A 17,102-nucleotide genomic window follows, 5' to 3' on the forward strand; every position below is an offset into this window, starting at 1 on the left:
ATGGAGGATATTTTAAAAGAAATTCAAAAACTTGTGTTGGGAGTTCTGAATGCCCAAAAGCTCGCTACGGTTATTTATGGCAATGTATTAAGAGTAGATCCACTAGAAGTTCAAATTGATCAGAAATTGACTTTAAAAGAAGAACAATTGAAGCTCACCCGTGCTGTAATGGACTATGAAGTAGAGATGGGTGTAGATGGTGGACCAGAGCAGATATATAAAATCTATAACGGCTTAAATACGGGTGACAAGGTGACGATGATCCGCGTGCACGGTGGTCAACAATACTTAATCATAGACAAAGAGGTGATTTGATGATTCCACAGGCCATAAACGATGGACTGACATTCGATTTTGAGGAAGAAATTGAACCTTCTAAGACATTTAAAATAAATAACGAATTAGATCGCTGTTATGGCACCATTGATGAACTAGAGGCCATGAAACAAGCGATTTTTTTTATGCTTAATATCGAGCGTTACGATCATTTAATTTATAGTTGGAACACAGGTTTTGAAACCAATGATTTAATTGGCCAACCAACAGTATATGTTGCCAGCGAAGTAAAACAACGCATTCAAGAGGCTTTATTACAAGATGACCGCATTACGAATGTTGATTCATTTGAAGTAACAACCACTAAAAATAAAGTGCACGTTCAATACGTAGCCCACACCATTTTTGGTGAAATCACTGCAGAGAAAGAGGTGGATTATTAATGGTAGCAATTTTTGATTTAAATACTTCCTATGAGGATTTATTAGTTCAGAAACTTTCTAATGTACCAGCACAGGATAAACGAGAGACATCGTTGATTTATCAGGCAACAGCAGCCAATACTGCCGAGACTGCTCAAATTCTTTTTACATTGCTAAACTACGAAAATCAAATGTTCGCAGATACGGCCTCACGACAGAATTTAATAAGGCGGGCAGCTGAACGGGGACTTAGTCCAACGCCTGCAACGAAAGCTATACGCAAAGGAGTATTCAATATCGATGTTCCCTTAGGTGCACGTTTTTCGCAGGAAGAATGCAACTACGTAGTCCTTGAAAAAATCGAAAAAGGTATTTTTAAGCTGGAGTGTGAAACCGTAGGTGAGATTGGAAATTTCGAGACAGGACAACTAATACCGATTGATTACATTGCAGGTCTTGAGACAGCACAGTTAACGGATTTGTTAATTCCAGGAGAGAACGAAGAAGATACAGAAGCTTTTAGATCGCGTTATTTCAATAGCTTTGAAAGTATTTCGTTTGGAGGGAACCGCGCCGATTACAAAGAGCGAGTTGGAAATATACCAGGGGTTGGAGGTGCACGTATCTACCGAGCAAAATATGGAGGTGGCACTGTTGGCGTTACGATTATTGACTCTACTTTTTCGAAACCATCCAATGAATTAGTGGGGTTAGTACAACAGTTGATGGATCCATTAGATGCGCAAGGTGACGGAGTTGGCCTTGCTCCTATTGATCACAACGTTACTATTTCGGCTGTCAATGAAACAACAGTAAATATCATATCAACAATTACCCTGCAATCTGGTTGGTTTTTTGAGGATGTAGAGAATGCTATCCAAGAGGTAATTGATGGATACTTTAAGGAGCTCGCAGAACTTTGGGCGTCGGCAGTTACAAAACAAGAAGATGAAGCAGGGCTGATTATTCGTATAAGCCAAATTGAAACACGTATTCTTGGTATTAATGGAGTCATCGATATAGCTAACACAATATTAAATGGTAAGGCAAGCAACCTGGAACTTGATAAAGAAGCAATACCAAAGAGGGGGACTATAAGTGGCTAGAAAAGTGGATGTTTTAAGCTACCTCCCTCCTATCCTTCACGAAATCAAGGAACTTCAAAAGATTGCATCACTTGAAAATCCATCATTAGAGCGAGTATGGGAACTAACGGAATCGTTATTTAATAATCAATTTATCCTTGCCCTAGATGAAAGTGGTGCCCATCGTTATGAGAGAATGCTTGGTTTAATTACTAATGAATCAGAAACACTTGAAACACGTCGTTTTCGCATTTTATCACGGTATCAAGAACAAGCACCGTATAGTTTTCCCGTTCTGAAACAGCTACTTGATAGCTTACTAGGGGAGGGAAAGTACGAGCTTACTCGCAGTACATCTGAAAAGTGGGTACGTGTAAAGCTGGAGTTAACCGTGTCTCGAGAATTTGAAATTGTAGAGGTATTACTAGAGCGAGTAACTCCACAAAACATGTTGGTGTATGTGGAAATTAGATACATCCAACATAGTGCACTGGCGCGCTTTACGCACGCTCAATTGGCCGCCTATACACATAAACAACTGAGAGAGGAAGTGTTATCGTAATGTCTACTGACACTGTTAATTATGGTTTTAAAAAGGATAATGAAGATGAGTTTTATAATGTAAATGTGGTTAACGCCAATCTTGATAAGATTGATACGGAGATGAAACGTATTGAGGATACCATCCCAACTGTCAGCCCTACTGATTCAGTCAAATGGCTGGAAACAGTAGGAGGCACAGCGAACGCCTTAACTGCAAATATTCCTGACATTGAAAGCTATAAAAATGGTCTAGCTGTATCATTTCCAGTTAATGCAAACAGTACAGCAGCAATGACATTAAATATAAATGGATTAGGTGCTATTCCTATAAAAAAAGCGAATGGCACAGCATTTAGTAATGCAAAGGCTAATGGTGTGTATACTGTTCGCTATCGTGCAGGGGCTTTTATCTTACAGGGTGAAGGAGGTGTAGGAACAGCCAAACCCGAGGATGTTGTAAAAGATAAGACGTTTACAAATGATGAAGGTGAACAAGTCGGTACACTAAAAGTGTATAACAGTGGCGAGAAAATACCAACGTCTAAAGTAACTGCAGGTTATAGGTCACAATGGATCGCGGCACCTGTAAATTACGGTGGTGCTTTTCCAACAGGAGTAGACAAAGACGGAAATGTTTACATGATTACTAATCCAGATAATCGTGATAGTAGTGTTACCACTTTGGCAAAATATTCACCAACTGGGTCGTTAGTAAACAAAATAACATTATCCGATCCTAATAGACCAATTCCTAGTGGTGTAACTGTTAATGGTGATTTTCTTTCTTTTTACTCAGGTAGAAACGTCTTTATATATAATTTGGACCTGACGCAACTTGCAGTTATACCTTTAGGAAATAGCGGTATAGCTAACAGAGTGGCTATTACGAATACAGGGGACGTATATGTTGCAATTAATGTATACCAAAGTGTCGGCGGTGATAAACGTGAAATACGAAAATATAATCGATATGGGAGTTTAATATGGACGAAACCAGTAGATAACAACGCGGATGTTGTCGACATGAGACTGTTATCCGATAACAATATTGTTATTGCTACTGGATATGGTGGTTATAGTGTAGTCAAAATACAAGCTAGCAATGGAGCGACTCTATGGACGGTAGCATTATATACTATTCACAGCGCTGTGAGCGTATATATATCAAGTATGAAAAACGTTATAGAGTTATCAGATGGAAGTATAATGGTATCATATGGCGGAGGTAACTCTAGTTATACTCCGTATAGAAACGAAAACCTTATACGTGTTATATCATCTTCTGGCGCCGCAGGAAGTGCTATAGCGATAAACAATTTAATAGGAGAACAATATTCGTACCCATTAAATTTATGCACTGACGGTAACGGTGGCGCATACTTTGGGACAGGCGCTGGTTTTTATTGGCGGGAAGTCGATAGTACAACCATATCAAACATGAACTATAACATAATCGGCAGACTCAACAAAAATCTACAGATAGTATGGAATCAGATTTTATCACAAAGTCGAAATGCGTATATCGAACATATTCAGGCATTAACCTATGAACCATTATTTGACAGTGTAATAATGTCACAAAGTCAAGGAACATGGTCGTATGGAATTATAAGAAAATGGGATTGGTATGTATCCTTAAAATAAGGAGGATTTTTAAATGATTTTATTATGGACACAAGAAGTATCAGAAGGGAAAGCAGCGGTTGTGGGTACAAACTACATTCCGTTTGATCCTGTATACGGAATTAAAGATGAGAATGGAAATTTAATGTCAAAAGAAGCGATTGAGAAGATGGGCGGGGTATTTGTCGAGTCTATCCCCCAGCCAGAATCTAACGGTAAAATGGCAATGCATTTCGTCAATCCCCAAACTGGAGAACAGTGGTATGAATACGAAGTAATACCGAAGACTGAAATGGAAATACTAAAAGAAGAGCTAGCTGCCGTAAAAGCAGAAAATAAAGAATTAAAACTAGCTATAGCTGAATCAGCGGAGGCACAACAGCAAGACAAAATAGAAAATCAATTAGCTATTGCAGAAGTGGCGGAATTAATAGCAACTAAGGAGGTTTTATAATGGCTAAACTATATTGGGATTTAATTAAAATGAATTTGCGAACAATCGATCAGGTGCCGTTGTTATGGCGAGAAGCTGTACAAGCATTACTTAATAGCGAAAACAAGTAAACGCAGCATAAGCTAGCGTTATTTTTTATGTGTTTTAAGCTATGAAAGCAATCGAGATGAACTACTGAATCTCGATACTTTTCATAGCTTTTTATTTGAATCAAAAGAGAAATGGATTGATGTCATGGGAGATGAATTAATCAGAAATATTTATGAACGCCTTGGAGGTATCGAGGCAAAAATTGATGATATTAGAGATATTCGTCAAACTGCGGATAACGCTAAGGATATCGCAGAGGAAGCATTAGCGAGTACTAAAAATGCTCACCATCGATTAAACAAAATTGATAAAATCGTTTGGTGGGTATCTACAACTATTATAGGCGCTGTTATTTTAGGATTGTTAACACTTGTTATCAAAACCTACTAGGGGGATCATACTATGGAATTTTTATATGATTATATTATTGAACAGGCGCTAATTGTAGTGCCTGTTTTATTGGTTATAGGACAGGCTTTAAAGAATACACCTAAAATGCAAGATTGGTTGATTCCCTATATTTTATTAGTAGTTGGGGTAACGTTTACAATCAGCTTGATGGGTTTCACTATGCAAAGTATTGTACAAGGGGTTCTTGTAAGTGGAGCTGCTGTTTTTAGCAATCAATTATATAAACAATACTCAAATAAAGAGGGTAATGGAAAATGAGTTATGTCATTGAAAAGCGCTTCATGTCAGGACTACCAAACTATGCTTTAACTGCAGTCAAATACGTCATTGCCCATGAATCGGGCAATGCAAATAATTGTGGCCCGAACGCTCTAGAAAATGAAATAACCTATATGAATCGTAATAAAGCAAATGCCTTTACTTCCCATTGGGTAGGTGGTGGAGGACGTATTGTACAAATTGCCCCCGTGAATCGCGTGCAATATGGTTGTGGGCCAAAAGGGAATCCATTTAGCTTTGCCCAAGTAGAACTAGCTCGAACCAATAATAAGGAACAGTTTGAAAAAGATTACGCGGCTTATGTTTGGGTATTAAGGGAGCTTGCAAAAGATGCTGGAATCCCTACTATACTTGATGGTAGTGGCAATGGTATAAAGTCACACCGCTGGATCACAGATCATTTAAAAGGTACGACACATCGAGATCCATTTTCATATTTGATGAGCATGGGGATATCAGAGGGTCAATTTAAAAACGATATTTTGAATGGTATGGATATACCACAACAAATTGAAAAGGATGATGGTTGTATGAAATTTACAAATGAGACAACAAAAGCTGCAGTACGTGATTTAATCAAACAAACCGTAGACAAGAAATTAATAGACAAATCATGGCTAGATAAATTCGATGCGGGTACATTAACTGGGGGAGATTTTGAAGGATTAAAAATCATCATTACACAACGGAGCACTTAATAGCAGAAGCCTGTTACCCTAATTGCAAAAGGGCGTATGAATTCTTATTTTTGAAATATGAGGTGTTGTGGTTTCCAATTTGGATTCGATGAGAGACTGTATATCATATGAAGAATTTCGAAATAATTGGGTTGAAAACAACAGTGAATGGTTTAATGAGGATAAGAAATTGCAACATTGGAATTACAAGGATCCAATTCAAAAACAATCAAACTATCTAGTAAGAATTTAAAAAGACTGGGTCTCAAATTTTGAGCCTAGGTTTTTGTTTTTTATTATGAAATTCTTATATACAAGTTGCTGCAATCGTATTTTTTCTTTTATTTAACTTTAAATGTATAAATTACCTTGTAAAATAAGAACGTTTGTTCTATAATAAAACAAGAACAAACGTTCTTAAAAGGGAGCTTTTTATTAAAACATAAGGGGATGATAACTTTGGCATTTACAGTCAAAACAGAAGCAGAAAAAATCTTTACTAATATTATGGGAGATGGTGCAGTACGTTTGGCAGCAGATTCAGGCTCTAAAACTAACTTCCATGATATTTTTGGTACAACTGATAAATCAGTACCAGTCAAACGTCAACGTGCTGGCAGTCAATTACTATTCTTGACATCTCTTTACTCTAACGCATCTTCTGCGACAGTTCGTGGTCAAATCTTAACTCGTATTCACCGTATTTTAATCAACTACAAATCATTCATTAACCCAGCCAATCCATCTCAGGAAGGTCCAGAAAATCCAATTTTAGCTTTAGGTGCTTATGCAGCGTTAGCTCTTGCAAAAGATGCTGATATGGCTTCGTATACACAAGCTGATTCATCTCGTCCAGTAACTCAAACAGAATTACGTTCAGCACTTACTGGTTACGTTAGTAAGTCCTACACTACTTTTACTGGTCTAAATAGCTATAAAAATGTACGTCTAGCAAATGGAAATGGTTTAACAGTTAGTACTGGGTCATTAGTTGGTACTAAACATGCTAAAACTGGACTTAATGGTGTAACTCTTGGTTTAGGTGCAGTTCACTTTATTAATGCTGCTATTAACGGTGCTGGTAATGCAATCTATTCTGACTTGAGCGCTTGGTTCACACAAATGTGTACGCGTCTACGTGAATCATACGGTAATTCTCGTGGAAACAACGGTTTAACTGAACTTTGTGTAAATATCGGGGCAGGCCGTGCGGGTGATAATGGTACAGTAAGTGATATCGACCAAATACGAGGGTATTTCCCATCATCTGGCTACAACTCATTCGTTATCTGGGGTCTTAACCTTGCGGCTCGTGCTTATCGAATTGCAGAATTAGGTGACACTACAAAAATACCTCAATTCAAAAATGCAATAGCTTTAAGTTCTCACGTTTGTCAACAAACAGCAGCAGAAATTATGAACTACTACAATACTCAAATTATAAACGAAGGTCGTTCTTATGAGATTGGACTTCCAAACTTTAAGGCTGGTAGTCCGGACGCTACAGATTCAACCACTGTTCCAACGTCTGGTTATGCTTTAGCGGCTTATCAACACTTTGCTTCAGTAAATACACCAACATCAGTGCAGATTAAAACCTCAAATGAAAATTTCAATACTTTAGTAGCACATAACAGTGATCCAGCTTCAGTAACAGCTTATCTATATACAGCAGCTTGGTATGGTGGTCACACTCTAGTAACCTCTGGTAAATTAACTTCTGCAATTGCAAACAAAGCAGGTTCAGCAGCACTTCCGTATAACATTGTTTCAACTAATACTGGTGGTAAAGCAGAAGCTGGTGCATCCCGTATCCTTCAAGGCTTAGCAGGAGCAATGAACAGTGGAATAACAACACTTTAAAACAAGTTTAGAAAGAATCACTAAGTTATTGACGAAAGAATTTATTTAAAAATTTAAGCCCATTAGCTTAATTGGTAATGGGCTTTTTCTATTAAATCGGTATTATTTTCAGTATTTATCTTTGGTATTACTTAATTATTACTTAAAAAATATCAATATATTATTCAATCTAATACTACTAAAATATAGGAAGTTCAAAAAAGGAGAATGTTTGATGAAACAGGTATTTATAAAACCAGCTGAAGGTATTTATACAAGCCTTTATGGCATGAGAAGTGGTTCAATGCATTATGGAGTGGATATTGCAAATACTAGCTCCAATGTACCAGTACATGCTTCCTCTGCGGGTGTGATTAACAAAGCCGTTGGTGGTTGTTCAAATAATGGCTCTATCGGTAATACATGTAATGGCGGTTATGGAAACTATGTAATAGTTCGACACAGTATTGATGGGAAAACATATGATACACTTTATGCTCATTTACAATCTATTAGTGTCTCTGTTGGTCAAACTGTCAATCAAGGTGATAAAATTGGTGTTATGGGGAACAGTGGGAGTTCAACTGGACAACATGTGCATTTTGAAATATATGAAAAAGCACGAGTGTCTCAATCAGAGGCGGTAGATCCTATGCCTTATTTAAACGGGGACAAGCCAACAGTTAGCTACCATACGTATGATGGAACTTGGGCAACGATTACAATTACTCAGAAGGCAAATGTGTTCAAAAATGTTGGCTATGAAATTATCGGTCAACTTGAAGCTGGTGGAAAATACAAAGTGTATGGTCAAAGAGAGTATGCAGCTGATGGAACTCTATTCTATAATGTAGGGTCTGGTTATGTTCACCATGCTTACGGAACTATTGCTAATCACCATGCAACTGTTACATCTACTATTAATACGTATAGCACTCCTAACGGAGCGTTTAAACGTCAATTAGCACCAGGAACTTATAAAGTACATGCCGCCAAAGATGGTTGGTACAATTTAGGTGCAGAATGGGTTAAAGCGGATCAAGTATTAGTAACTAAAAACTAAATTCAAAAGATAATTAATATGATTAAAGACTAGCCTAGCAATGATGTCGGTCTCTTTCTGTTAGTAATTTTAATGACAGGATGGAAAAAATTAAAAGGATTATCAAAAGAGACCTATCAATAAGGGTTTTATATGTAATTTATAGTTAAACAATGTCATGAATCACTATTAAACAAAATTTTTAAAAAACAGGGTCTCATTGAACTGCCCCGTAAAAGTTAGACATCAATCTAACTTTTACGGGGGTTTTTTTTATGGCAAAAGTAAGTGTTGAACAACGTATTCCAGCAGTTCAACGATATTTAAATGGAAATGAACCTTTGATCGAAATTGCGAAAGATATCGGTGTGACAGCTCAGGTTGTCAGCGAATGGGTTCGCCGTTATCAAAAAAATGGCGTAGAGACTTTCTTAAAGTCCTATACAAACTATTCAGCTGACTATAAAATGAATGTACTTAATTATATGAACGAGACAGGTACATCTTCGAGAGACACAGCAGCACTATTCAATATTTCATCTTCTGGCATGATTCGGAATTGGAAGTTGAAGTTTGAAGTTGGTGGTTATGATGCCCTTGTTTCTAAGAAAAAGGGGCATCCATCTATGAAAAAAGAGACAAAAAGAACAACGAAATCAACACCAGCTGAAGGATCTGTTGAGGCGTTAGAAGCACGAATTAAACAATTAGAAATGGAGAATGCGTACTTAAAAAAGTTGAATACTTTAGTTCAAATGCAAGAAAAATTACCAATCAAATCAAAGCGCAAGTAATTAATGAACTAAAGGAAATCTATGAAGTAGTGGAATTAAACAAAGTTGCTGATATTCCATGTAGTACATATTATTACTGAGAGAAGCGTTTGAATCGTCATGATAAATACGCTGATGTGAAAGTCGCAATTCAGTCCATCTATCTGAATGCCATTGGCATAAAGTGTGAAGTCCGCATGAAGAAATATCGTTCGTATAAAGGTAACGTTGGAAAAATTGTCCCAAACATATTACAACGCGATTTTACAGCGAAAAAAATGAACGAGAAATGGGTAACAGACGTGACAGAGTTCCATCTATTTGGTGAGAAACGTTATTTATCACCCGTCCCTGATCTATGTAATGGCGAGATCATTGCATACACGGTCATGAAGCGAGGATGAAATTGCGTTATTAACCCATAACATTAATCAAATGTCAGAAGAAATTATGACCAGCATTGACATGGAAAGAAAAGTTGAGCAGCAGCAAAAGAATGACCTCATTACAAACGTTTCTCATGACCTAAGAACACCTCTGACGTCTATTATGAGATACTTGCGTTTATTAAGAGAAGAGAAATATGAGACAAAAGAACAGTATGACGAATAGTTGAAGATAGCCTTTTCTAAATCTGAGCAATTGAAAAATTTAATTTCTCACTGCCCTTTACGGCGTAACTAATTTGTCCAAAGTGGATAAATGGTTATAGCATGATGTGGTTGTTCATGGCTGGCAAGCATATCCTGCATGGCAGCTAAGAAAGCAGTGTTTTTAATTAATATTTGAATTTCTGTCTGTTTGTATTGCTTTTGAAAATCAGTAATATAATCTCTAATGATTGAAAGGTTGTAGTGACTGTTAATTTCCACTTCAACGAAAAATGGCAATGTTAAATCAGGAAGCTTGGTACTACCACCGCGGCGAATCCAAACAGCTTCTTGTACATAATAACGGATGGGTAGTTGACGGTTACTGGCAATAAAAATATCCATAAAAAGCCCCCTTCTATGTCTATTTCAAGCCTAAAGGAAAATTCCTCAGTCGTCAAAAGAAAACATGTGGAAATCTTAACAGCGATTTTCTCATGTTTTTTTGTTTGCTTTTTGTTGAATTTTGTTTGATTATGTCCGTTTTTTGGACTAATTGTAAAGGCAGTGTAAACATTTATTTAATCCATTGTAAATGATATGTACAGAAAGCTTAAAACTATTAATAATAAAGTCTGACAACAAGGAAAGGGTTGAATAGATTGGATATCAATATACAGGAGATGATTTTCCAATTTCTTGGAGGGTTAGGCTTATTTCTTTTTGCTATTAAATTTATGGGAGATGGTTTACAGAAGGCTGCTGGTGACCGTCTACGAGATATTTTAGATAAATTTACTACAAACCCATTAATGGGTGTACTAGTGGGTATTATTGTTACGGTTCTTATACAGTCCAGTTCAGGAACCACTGTTATTACAGTAGGACTAGTAAGTGCTGGACTTATGAAATTGCGCCAAGCAATTGGCGTTATTATGGGTGCCAATATTGGTACAACTATTACTGCCTTTATAATAGGGATTGACGTAGGTGCATATGCATATCCCATTATGGCAGTGGGTGCCATTTGCTTATTTTTCTTTAAGAAAAGTATCATTCAAAATATTGGACAAGTACTTTTCGGGTTTGCTGGTTTATTTATTGGTTTAGAGCTCATGAGTGGTGGGATGAAGCCTCTTCGAGATTGGCAGCCATTTATAGATTTGACTATCCAAATGTCCGATGTACCGATTTTAGGTGTATTAGTAGGTACAATATTCACTTTAATTGTTCAATCTTCCTCTGCTACAGTTGGTATTTTACAAGGACTTTATGCTGAAGATTTAATTTCTTTACACGGAGCATTACCTGTTTTGTTTGGTGATAATATTGGAACAACCATTACTGCTATCTTAGCTGCCTTAGGTGCTTCTATAGCAGCAAAAAGAGCTGCTGCCACTCATTTACTATTTAACGTAGTGGGTACGATTATCTTTATGCTGATACTTGGCTTATTTACGAACTACGTAGAATGGATTGCTGGGTTGCTTAATTTAGAACCAAAAATGCAAATAGCCTTTGCTCATGGAACTTTTAATGTCATTAATACGCTCGTTCAACTGCCGTTTATTGGCGTTTGGGCATATGTCGTAACAAAATTAATTCCTGGTGAAGATTCAGTCATCGAATATAAACCAAAATTTTTGGATAAAAATTTAATTGTTAAGTCACCTTCAATTGCACTAGGCCAAGCAAAAATGGAAGTCGTGCGTATGGGGGAATATAGTATTCTAGGATTAGAAGAAACGTTAACGATTTTAAAAACAGCTGACACAAAATTGGTAGGCAAGGTCGAACAATTGGAAGAAGCTATCAATAACTTAGATCGTCAATCTACAGAATATTTAATAGAGCTATCAAAGCAATCTCTATCGAACCATGATTCTCAGCTGCATCATGCTTTGTTTGACAACATTCGTGATATCGAGCGAATTGGTGACCATGTAGAAAATATTATCGAGCTTCTACAATACAAAGATAGTAATCGCGTCCGCTTAAGCGATCAAGCGCTGAAAGAGTTAGAAGATATGTTCATTTTTACATTAGCGACTGTAAAAATGGCTATCGAATCTCTCGACAAACAAGATCGATCTTTAGCACAGCAAGTGGTTGAAAAAGAAAATGAAATAGATAATATGGAGAGACGTTTACGTAAATTGCATATTAAGCGATTAAATGAAGGCGTATGCTCAGGTTCAGCAGGCATTGTATTTGCAGATATCGTCAGTAATTTGGAAAGAATCGGAGATCATGCATCCAATATAGCGGAAACTGTTATTTCCTAAAATGGAGCTGTTCAGTAGCGTGAAAACTACTGAATAGCTTTTTAATTGGCGTTCAATGTGATGGATAAGACATCTAAAATGGTGGATAAAGCCTTGAAAGTGACGGATAGAATCGTAAATGTAGGGGATAAAGCCTTGAAACCAATAGCTATCCATATTCATTAGTTGGTGCTGCAATAGTCGTAATCATAGGGGTGTTGAGTTTATGAGGTGGAGTAAAGTACGAGTATGAATAGTTTCTCTTAAAATGAAAAAAGTAAGTAAGACATGGTTGCGTCTTACTTACTTTTACTTTAATGGATATCTCTTTTCTTAAAGTTACCGCCACGAACTTCTGAAACATCAGAAATCACAACAAAGGCACCTTCATCGATATCTTTAATAATAGAAACTAACTTGTTTTCTTCCATACGGTTAATGACACAGTTTAAAATTTCAGTTGGTTCATTGGAGAAGCCACCACGTCCATGTGTATAGGTAACACCACGTCCGAGACGAGCTTGGATTGCGTCCCCAATCTCCTCAGATTTTGCACTAACTACACGGACTTCTTTTGATTTCTCTAAACCAACCTGGATAATATCGATAACATTTTTCGCAATATAATATGTTAACGCTGAGTATAAAGCGCTCTCTAAGCCAAAGATAAAGCTTGCCCCTAAGAAAATAAAGGCGTTGATAAATAAGATAATATCGCCGACTGAAAATGGAATTTTACGTGATAGTAATACGGCTAAAACCTCCGAACCATCTAAAGCGCCACCGTTACGTAAGACAATCCCAATACCTACACCAAGCAGCATACCACCAGATAAGACAATTAGTAAGGGATCATTCGGGCCTAAAATGGTTTTGACATCATGTAAAAGAACCGTGGAAATGGATAATGCTGCGATACCAGCACTACTCATTAAGGCAAAGGTTTTTCCAACCTGCTTATAACCGATATAGACGAATGGGATATTTAGTACAAAGAGCAGTAAGCCTAATGGAATTTCAAATAGGTGAGCTCCCATAATACTGAGACCTGTTACACCACCATCAATAACAGCATTTGGAATCAATACAGCCTCTAGCCCGTAAGCAGCAATAACTGCCCCAATAATAATCATAATGAATTTTCGTGTGTTTTCTAGTGACTTTCCTTTTTTCATAAATCTTCTCCATTTCTTTACGTAAAATATTACTTAAGGTTTTGGAATAATATTTATAGCAATTGTTTTAGTCTCCGAACCTTTACTTGAGTCGGCCATATTATAGTATTTAGTTAGTAAAGCGTTTAATTCATCATCAAAATTCTTGAATTGATCAACTGATAACGTCAAGTCAATAAAAGAAAAAGTAGCTAAATCTGCGGTACTTTCTTTTTCATCAAGTGAATGTAAATAATTTTGATATTGAGATAGTAGCGCTAATTGATAGTAGGAAATGTAATTTAATTTTTGCTTGGTTTTGAGCTGTGTCCACTCCTCCTTACTAAGTTTTGCTGCCCCTTCATTTAATGCATAGAACTTCTCTGTAACAGAACGTACTTTTCGCTCCTTCACAATTTTTATGACGTTTTCGTCCACTAAAATTTGGATATGTCGATATAAAGTAGCTTGCGGTACATCCTTAATGACTGAAATCATCTCCAAAGTGCTTAAGCCTTCTTCTTTATTGTGCATTAGAGCTTGTAAAATTTTCATTCTCACAGGGTGCATTAATACCTCTGCTTTATTGCGCATAAACCGATCCTCCTAATAAATGAATGAGATGGTATCAAGGAAAGCATTCGAATGTTCTCAAATTGAGAACATTATCAAAAAATATATTATAGGTTTTTTTTGGGGGTGTACAGTAAAAAGGTAATGTAATTTTTTTACGCTTCTGTTATCATTATTGATAATGATAATGAAAGGGGCTATAAATTTATGAAATTACACTATGGTTTTGAAGACTTAGGTCAAATGGATTGGGCAAGCATACTACCAATCCTTTTACCTTTTTTATTCGTAGGTTTTTTACTTATCGTTGTTGCACTTGTCGATCTATATCGGCACCGAGAAACGAGAGAAAATATACTAATGTGGGCAATTATTATTTTGTTCTTCAATACAATTGGTTCGGTTCTATATTTTGTAATAGGTAGAAAGGATGTAAATAAACATGCGCTTAGAAATTAATAATATTACAAAAAAATTTAAATATAAAACGGCTGTGAATAATTTTTCATTAATTATAGATACGAATGAATGTGTAGGGCTTATTGGACCAAATGGAGCAGGGAAATCCACATTAATTCAAATCATTGCTGACATTCTCTATGCAGATGAAGGAAACATCGTGCTTGATGGACAAAAAATTTCAAAGATGAAAAATCAAATTGGTTATTTACCACAGTACCCTAATTTCTTCTCGTGGATGACAGCATTTGAAACGCTATCCTTTATGGGGACACTTTCTGGTATATCAAAAAAACAATTACAAAAGGACATTCCAATTCTTTTAGAAAAGGTGGGCTTAGGGAAAGAAGCGCATGTTCATGTCGGAACATTTTCTGGAGGTATGAAACAGCGTCTTGGCATCGCACAAGCTTTATTACACAAGCCAGCTTTAATAATTATGGATGAACCGGTATCAGCACTAGATCCAATTGGTAGACGTGAGGTGTTGAATTTATTAAAAGACATCAAAAAAGAAACGACCATATTACTCTCTACACATATATTAGGCGATGCGGAGGAGGTTTGTGAGCGCTTTGTGGTCATTAAAAATGGTTACAAAATAGAAGATGCGACAAAATTAGAGTTACTGAATCGCTATCAAGACTCAGCTATCTTTATAATGATTCAAAAGAAAGATGTTAAGTGGCTAAAAACGATTGAACAGTTACCGTATGTAAAGAAAATCGAAGGTTGTGGTGATGGCTTTAAAGTATATGTCAATCAGTTGGAAGCGGATGCCCATCGATTACTACAGTGCGGATTGGATTCTAACGTGATTTTTACAAAGTTTAATCTTGGCGTTCAAGAAAGCTTAGAAGAAATATTTTTAGAATTGGTGGTGTAGCGGGAGTGAATACGTTTATAGCATTAAGTAAAAAAGAAATGAATCAAATGACAAAGGAGTATAAGGTCATTTGGCTACCCATTGTATATATTCTACTAGGTCTAACTCAGCCAATCATGATGTATTTCTTGCCTGCTATTTTACAATCAATGGGTGGTATTGAAGGGATTATGATTGATCCAACATTGACAAAGCCAGAGGGACAAGAAGTGCTTGCCTCAACCCTTAATTCGCAATTTGATCAATTAGGTATAATCATACTTACCATTGCAACGATGGGTATTATTCAAGGAGAAAAAGCCAATGGAATGATGGCATTCATTCTCACAAGGCCTGTATCTATCTCCTCCTACCTGGGTAGTAAAATCCTTACTCATTATGTTTTAGCTGTTTTATGTATTACGATTGGCTATGCAATGTCCTTTGGCTATACATCTTATTTATTTACCTCTGTACCGATAACGCGTGCATTAATGGCTTTAGTATTTTATTGTATTTGGCTGTTGTTTGTTATTACATTTGTTGCCATGATCAGTACCTTTTTTAACAGTTCACCATTTATTGCTTTAATCAGTATTGGTGTTTTATTCATTTGTCGTTTTTGTGCTGGCTTACATCCAATTTTAGATGTTATTAATCCAGCTAGTAATAGCTTGTATGCGACTACGATATTAATGACAGGTGACGTAGCAACATGGTATGGCTTTAATTTTGTTGTCACAATAATACTTGTACTATTCATGGTGGTTATCATGCATCATTTTATTGCTAAAAAGAAATTTTAATATGAAGGAAATCCTCGGCAAATGAATGTAAAAGTAAATCGTAAAAGCAAAATTCCCTATTATCAGCAACTCACACAGCAGCTGCTTTTATCCATAACGACAGGAAATTTAAAAAAGGGAGACCATTTGCCTTCTATTCGTCAGCTAGCGGCACAAACCAACCTTAATCTGCATACAGTTCATAAAAGCTACAAAGAGCTTCAAAAAAAGGGTATTATTACCATTAAACCTCATTCTAGAGCAGTCGTTAGTGTAGATTCTAGCAAAGCAAAGACTATTTCACTTCAACAACTTTCTATGAGTGTGGAACAAATATTGATAGAAGCGTATCTTTTGGGAATTAAAGAAGGGCAACTTGAAGAAATGTTTCAGGAGAGTTTACGAAAATATTATACGGAGAGTTAGAGTGAAAGAGAGGGCTTCTACAATGCCCCAAAAACTATCCAACCGTTACTGTTACTGACTGTTAAAGAAATTGCATAAAAGGCTGCATAGACAATATTCCGCTATAAAAGCCCAAGCTTTCATTTGTGAACGTTATTTTATTTGAAGTTGTATGAATAATTGAAGAATCGATATAAAGATACAGCTAAAAAAATAAGGATGATAAAAGGTAATAAGGAAATTACAATCGGTAAAATAAAGCCCAGTAGTGCAATGGCAGTGACTACGCCAACAACAGCTAAAGCAATTATTCCCCAAAATGCGAGTTGGTCAAATATACATGGAATTTTAGCGAAAAAAGAAATTGTTAAAATTTCTAAAATAATCCAGTCTATTGGGCTGCTAATGAGAAAAGCACCAACTGCAATCATGATGATTAAGCGGAAAAAGAATTCTCTTTAATTTTCATAGGGCATGACGTGTGAGTAAT

At 36.4% G+C, this 17,102-nt stretch carries 22 protein-coding genes and 2 pseudogenes; 21 read left to right on the plus strand and 3 right to left on the minus strand.

Annotated elements, in window-relative coordinates; all coding sequences use genetic code 11:
- The 15 genes and pseudogenes from A2J09_RS02500 to A2J09_RS22730 all read left to right on the plus strand — a co-directional run.
- Nucleotides 1-315, plus strand: a complete 315-nt coding sequence (locus tag A2J09_RS02500; RefSeq protein ID WP_012293477.1) for a DUF2577 domain-containing protein — start codon at nt 1-3, stop codon at nt 313-315.
- Nucleotides 315-719, plus strand: coding sequence for a DUF2634 domain-containing protein (locus A2J09_RS02505; RefSeq protein ID WP_012293478.1), 405 nt, complete (start codon nt 315-317; stop codon nt 717-719). The genes A2J09_RS02500 and A2J09_RS02505 overlap by 1 nt, the downstream gene beginning before the upstream one ends.
- Nucleotides 719-1,804 carry a baseplate J/gp47 family protein gene (locus tag A2J09_RS02510; RefSeq protein ID WP_012293479.1) on the plus strand — a complete coding sequence of 362 codons (1,086 nt, stop codon included), beginning with the start codon at nt 719-721 and terminating at the stop codon, nt 1,802-1,804. The genes A2J09_RS02505 and A2J09_RS02510 overlap by 1 nt, the downstream gene beginning before the upstream one ends.
- On the plus strand, nt 1,797-2,345 hold the full coding sequence (locus A2J09_RS02515; RefSeq protein WP_012293480.1) for a putative phage tail protein: 549 nt from the start codon (nt 1,797-1,799) through the stop codon (nt 2,343-2,345). Before A2J09_RS02510 ends, A2J09_RS02515 begins: the two co-directional genes overlap by 8 nt.
- Nucleotides 2,345-3,970: a hypothetical protein gene (locus tag A2J09_RS02520; RefSeq protein ID WP_012293481.1), complete on the plus strand. Its 1,626-nt coding sequence runs from the start codon at nt 2,345-2,347 to the stop codon at nt 3,968-3,970. The genes A2J09_RS02515 and A2J09_RS02520 overlap by 1 nt, the downstream gene beginning before the upstream one ends.
- Before the next feature lie 13 nt (nt 3,971-3,983).
- Nucleotides 3,984-4,403, plus strand: coding sequence for a hypothetical protein (locus tag A2J09_RS02525; protein ID WP_012293482.1), 420 nt, complete (start codon nt 3,984-3,986; stop codon nt 4,401-4,403).
- On the plus strand, nt 4,403-4,513 hold the full coding sequence (locus A2J09_RS23845; RefSeq protein ID WP_196764891.1) for a CD1375 family protein: 111 nt from the start codon (nt 4,403-4,405) through the stop codon (nt 4,511-4,513). Before A2J09_RS02525 ends, A2J09_RS23845 begins: the two co-directional genes overlap by 1 nt.
- A gap of 124 nt (nt 4,514-4,637) precedes the next feature.
- Nucleotides 4,638-4,883, plus strand: a complete 246-nt coding sequence (locus tag A2J09_RS02530) for a hemolysin XhlA family protein (protein ID WP_012293483.1) — start codon at nt 4,638-4,640, stop codon at nt 4,881-4,883.
- 12 nt (nt 4,884-4,895) lie between these two features.
- The gene (locus A2J09_RS02535) at nt 4,896-5,162 is read left to right on the plus strand and encodes a phage holin family protein (RefSeq protein WP_012293484.1); all 267 of its coding nucleotides are present in this window, start codon (nt 4,896-4,898) and stop codon (nt 5,160-5,162) included.
- Complete coding sequence (locus tag A2J09_RS02540; protein WP_012293485.1) at nt 5,159-5,881, plus strand: peptidoglycan recognition protein family protein; 723 nt, start codon at nt 5,159-5,161, stop codon at nt 5,879-5,881. Before A2J09_RS02535 ends, A2J09_RS02540 begins: the two co-directional genes overlap by 4 nt.
- A gap of 429 nt (nt 5,882-6,310) precedes the next feature.
- Complete coding sequence (locus tag A2J09_RS02545) at nt 6,311-7,723, plus strand: hypothetical protein (RefSeq protein WP_012293486.1); 1,413 nt, start codon at nt 6,311-6,313, stop codon at nt 7,721-7,723.
- A 214-nt stretch (nt 7,724-7,937) separates the two neighbouring features.
- A complete protein-coding gene (locus A2J09_RS02550; RefSeq protein ID WP_012293487.1) occupies nt 7,938-8,765 on the plus strand; it encodes a M23 family metallopeptidase in 828 nt (275 codons plus the stop codon).
- Nucleotides 8,766-9,019: 254 nt separating this feature from the next.
- Nucleotides 9,020-9,538, plus strand: coding sequence for an IS3 family transposase (locus A2J09_RS24590; RefSeq protein WP_012293488.1), 519 nt, complete (start codon nt 9,020-9,022; stop codon nt 9,536-9,538).
- Nucleotides 9,539-9,717: 179 nt separating this feature from the next.
- Nucleotides 9,718-9,915: pseudogene (locus A2J09_RS24595) on the plus strand (IS3 family transposase); the annotation flags it as partial.
- Nucleotides 9,914-10,126 (plus strand): annotated as a pseudogene (locus A2J09_RS22730) (histidine kinase dimerization/phospho-acceptor domain-containing protein); the annotation flags it as partial. The pseudogenes A2J09_RS24595 and A2J09_RS22730, both read left to right, overlap by 2 nt.
- A gap of 71 nt (nt 10,127-10,197) precedes the next feature.
- On the opposite strand, the gene A2J09_RS02565 reads toward A2J09_RS22730, so the two are convergent.
- The gene (locus A2J09_RS02565) at nt 10,198-10,512 is read right to left on the minus strand and encodes a hypothetical protein (RefSeq protein WP_012293491.1); all 315 of its coding nucleotides are present in this window, start codon (nt 10,510-10,512) and stop codon (nt 10,198-10,200) included.
- 278 nt (nt 10,513-10,790) lie between these two features.
- On the opposite strand from A2J09_RS02565, the gene A2J09_RS02570 reads away from it, so the two are divergent.
- Nucleotides 10,791-12,392, plus strand: coding sequence for a Na/Pi cotransporter family protein (locus A2J09_RS02570; protein ID WP_012293492.1), 1,602 nt, complete (start codon nt 10,791-10,793; stop codon nt 12,390-12,392).
- Nucleotides 12,393-12,685: 293 nt separating this feature from the next.
- Here A2J09_RS02570 and A2J09_RS02575 read toward each other — a convergent pair whose 3' ends face one another.
- The gene (locus tag A2J09_RS02575) at nt 12,686-13,546 is read right to left on the minus strand and encodes a YitT family protein (RefSeq protein WP_012293494.1); all 861 of its coding nucleotides are present in this window, start codon (nt 13,544-13,546) and stop codon (nt 12,686-12,688) included.
- Between the two features lie 33 nt (nt 13,547-13,579).
- The gene (locus A2J09_RS02580) at nt 13,580-14,119 is read right to left on the minus strand and encodes a transcriptional regulator (RefSeq protein WP_012293495.1); all 540 of its coding nucleotides are present in this window, start codon (nt 14,117-14,119) and stop codon (nt 13,580-13,582) included.
- A gap of 186 nt (nt 14,120-14,305) precedes the next feature.
- Here A2J09_RS02580 and A2J09_RS02585 point away from each other — a divergent pair, with 186 nt between their 5' ends.
- The 5 genes from A2J09_RS02585 to A2J09_RS02605 all read left to right on the plus strand — a co-directional run bounded on the left by A2J09_RS02585 (nt 14,306) and on the right by A2J09_RS02605 (nt 17,074).
- On the plus strand, nt 14,306-14,557 hold the full coding sequence (locus tag A2J09_RS02585) for a PLD nuclease N-terminal domain-containing protein (protein ID WP_036161050.1): 252 nt from the start codon (nt 14,306-14,308) through the stop codon (nt 14,555-14,557).
- Entirely contained in the window at nt 14,541-15,443 is a 903-nt protein-coding gene (locus A2J09_RS02590; RefSeq protein ID WP_012293496.1) for an ABC transporter ATP-binding protein, read from the plus strand. The genes A2J09_RS02585 and A2J09_RS02590 overlap by 17 nt, the downstream gene beginning before the upstream one ends.
- Nucleotides 15,444-15,448: 5 nt before the next feature.
- Nucleotides 15,449-16,228, plus strand: coding sequence for an ABC transporter permease (locus tag A2J09_RS02595; protein WP_012293497.1), 780 nt, complete (start codon nt 15,449-15,451; stop codon nt 16,226-16,228).
- 21 nt (nt 16,229-16,249) lie between these two features.
- Complete coding sequence (locus tag A2J09_RS02600) at nt 16,250-16,633, plus strand: GntR family transcriptional regulator (protein ID WP_012293498.1); 384 nt, start codon at nt 16,250-16,252, stop codon at nt 16,631-16,633.
- A 159-nt stretch (nt 16,634-16,792) separates the two neighbouring features.
- A complete protein-coding gene (locus A2J09_RS02605; protein WP_036161053.1) occupies nt 16,793-17,074 on the plus strand; it encodes a hypothetical protein in 282 nt (93 codons plus the stop codon).
- Nucleotides 17,075-17,102: the final 28 nt, after the last annotated feature.

This window comes from Lysinibacillus sphaericus (genome assembly GCF_001629735.1).
GTDB classification, from domain to species: domain Bacteria; phylum Bacillota; class Bacilli; order Bacillales_A; family Planococcaceae; genus Lysinibacillus; species Lysinibacillus pinottii.

Coding starts and splice junctions, on each gene's coding strand:
- A2J09_RS02500 (WP_012293477.1), top strand. CDS start 1: ATGGAGGATATTTTAAAAGAAATTCAAAAACTTGTGTTGGGAGTTCTG.
- A2J09_RS02505 (WP_012293478.1), top strand. CDS start 315: ATGATTCCACAGGCCATAAACGATGGACTGACATTCGATTTTGAGGAA.
- A2J09_RS02510 (WP_012293479.1), top strand. CDS start 719: ATGGTAGCAATTTTTGATTTAAATACTTCCTATGAGGATTTATTAGTT.
- A2J09_RS02520 (WP_012293481.1), top strand. CDS start 2,345: ATGTCTACTGACACTGTTAATTATGGTTTTAAAAAGGATAATGAAGAT.
- A2J09_RS02525 (WP_012293482.1), top strand. CDS start 3,984: ATGATTTTATTATGGACACAAGAAGTATCAGAAGGGAAAGCAGCGGTT.
- A2J09_RS23845 (WP_196764891.1), top strand. CDS start 4,403: ATGGCTAAACTATATTGGGATTTAATTAAAATGAATTTGCGAACAATC.
- A2J09_RS02530 (WP_012293483.1), top strand. CDS start 4,638: ATGGGAGATGAATTAATCAGAAATATTTATGAACGCCTTGGAGGTATC.
- A2J09_RS02535 (WP_012293484.1), top strand. CDS start 4,896: ATGGAATTTTTATATGATTATATTATTGAACAGGCGCTAATTGTAGTG.
- A2J09_RS02540 (WP_012293485.1), top strand. CDS start 5,159: ATGAGTTATGTCATTGAAAAGCGCTTCATGTCAGGACTACCAAACTAT.
- A2J09_RS02545 (WP_012293486.1), top strand. CDS start 6,311: ATGATAACTTTGGCATTTACAGTCAAAACAGAAGCAGAAAAAATCTTT.
- A2J09_RS02550 (WP_012293487.1), top strand. CDS start 7,938: ATGAAACAGGTATTTATAAAACCAGCTGAAGGTATTTATACAAGCCTT.
- A2J09_RS24590 (WP_012293488.1), top strand. CDS start 9,020: ATGGCAAAAGTAAGTGTTGAACAACGTATTCCAGCAGTTCAACGATAT.
- A2J09_RS02565 (WP_012293491.1), bottom strand. CDS start 10,512: ATGGATATTTTTATTGCCAGTAACCGTCAACTACCCATCCGTTATTAT.
- A2J09_RS02570 (WP_012293492.1), top strand. CDS start 10,791: ATGATTTTCCAATTTCTTGGAGGGTTAGGCTTATTTCTTTTTGCTATT.
- A2J09_RS02575 (WP_012293494.1), bottom strand. CDS start 13,546: ATGAAAAAAGGAAAGTCACTAGAAAACACACGAAAATTCATTATGATT.
- A2J09_RS02580 (WP_012293495.1), bottom strand. CDS start 14,119: ATGCGCAATAAAGCAGAGGTATTAATGCACCCTGTGAGAATGAAAATT.
- A2J09_RS02585 (WP_036161050.1), top strand. CDS start 14,306: ATGAAATTACACTATGGTTTTGAAGACTTAGGTCAAATGGATTGGGCA.
- A2J09_RS02590 (WP_012293496.1), top strand. CDS start 14,541: ATGCGCTTAGAAATTAATAATATTACAAAAAAATTTAAATATAAAACG.
- A2J09_RS02600 (WP_012293498.1), top strand. CDS start 16,250: ATGAATGTAAAAGTAAATCGTAAAAGCAAAATTCCCTATTATCAGCAA.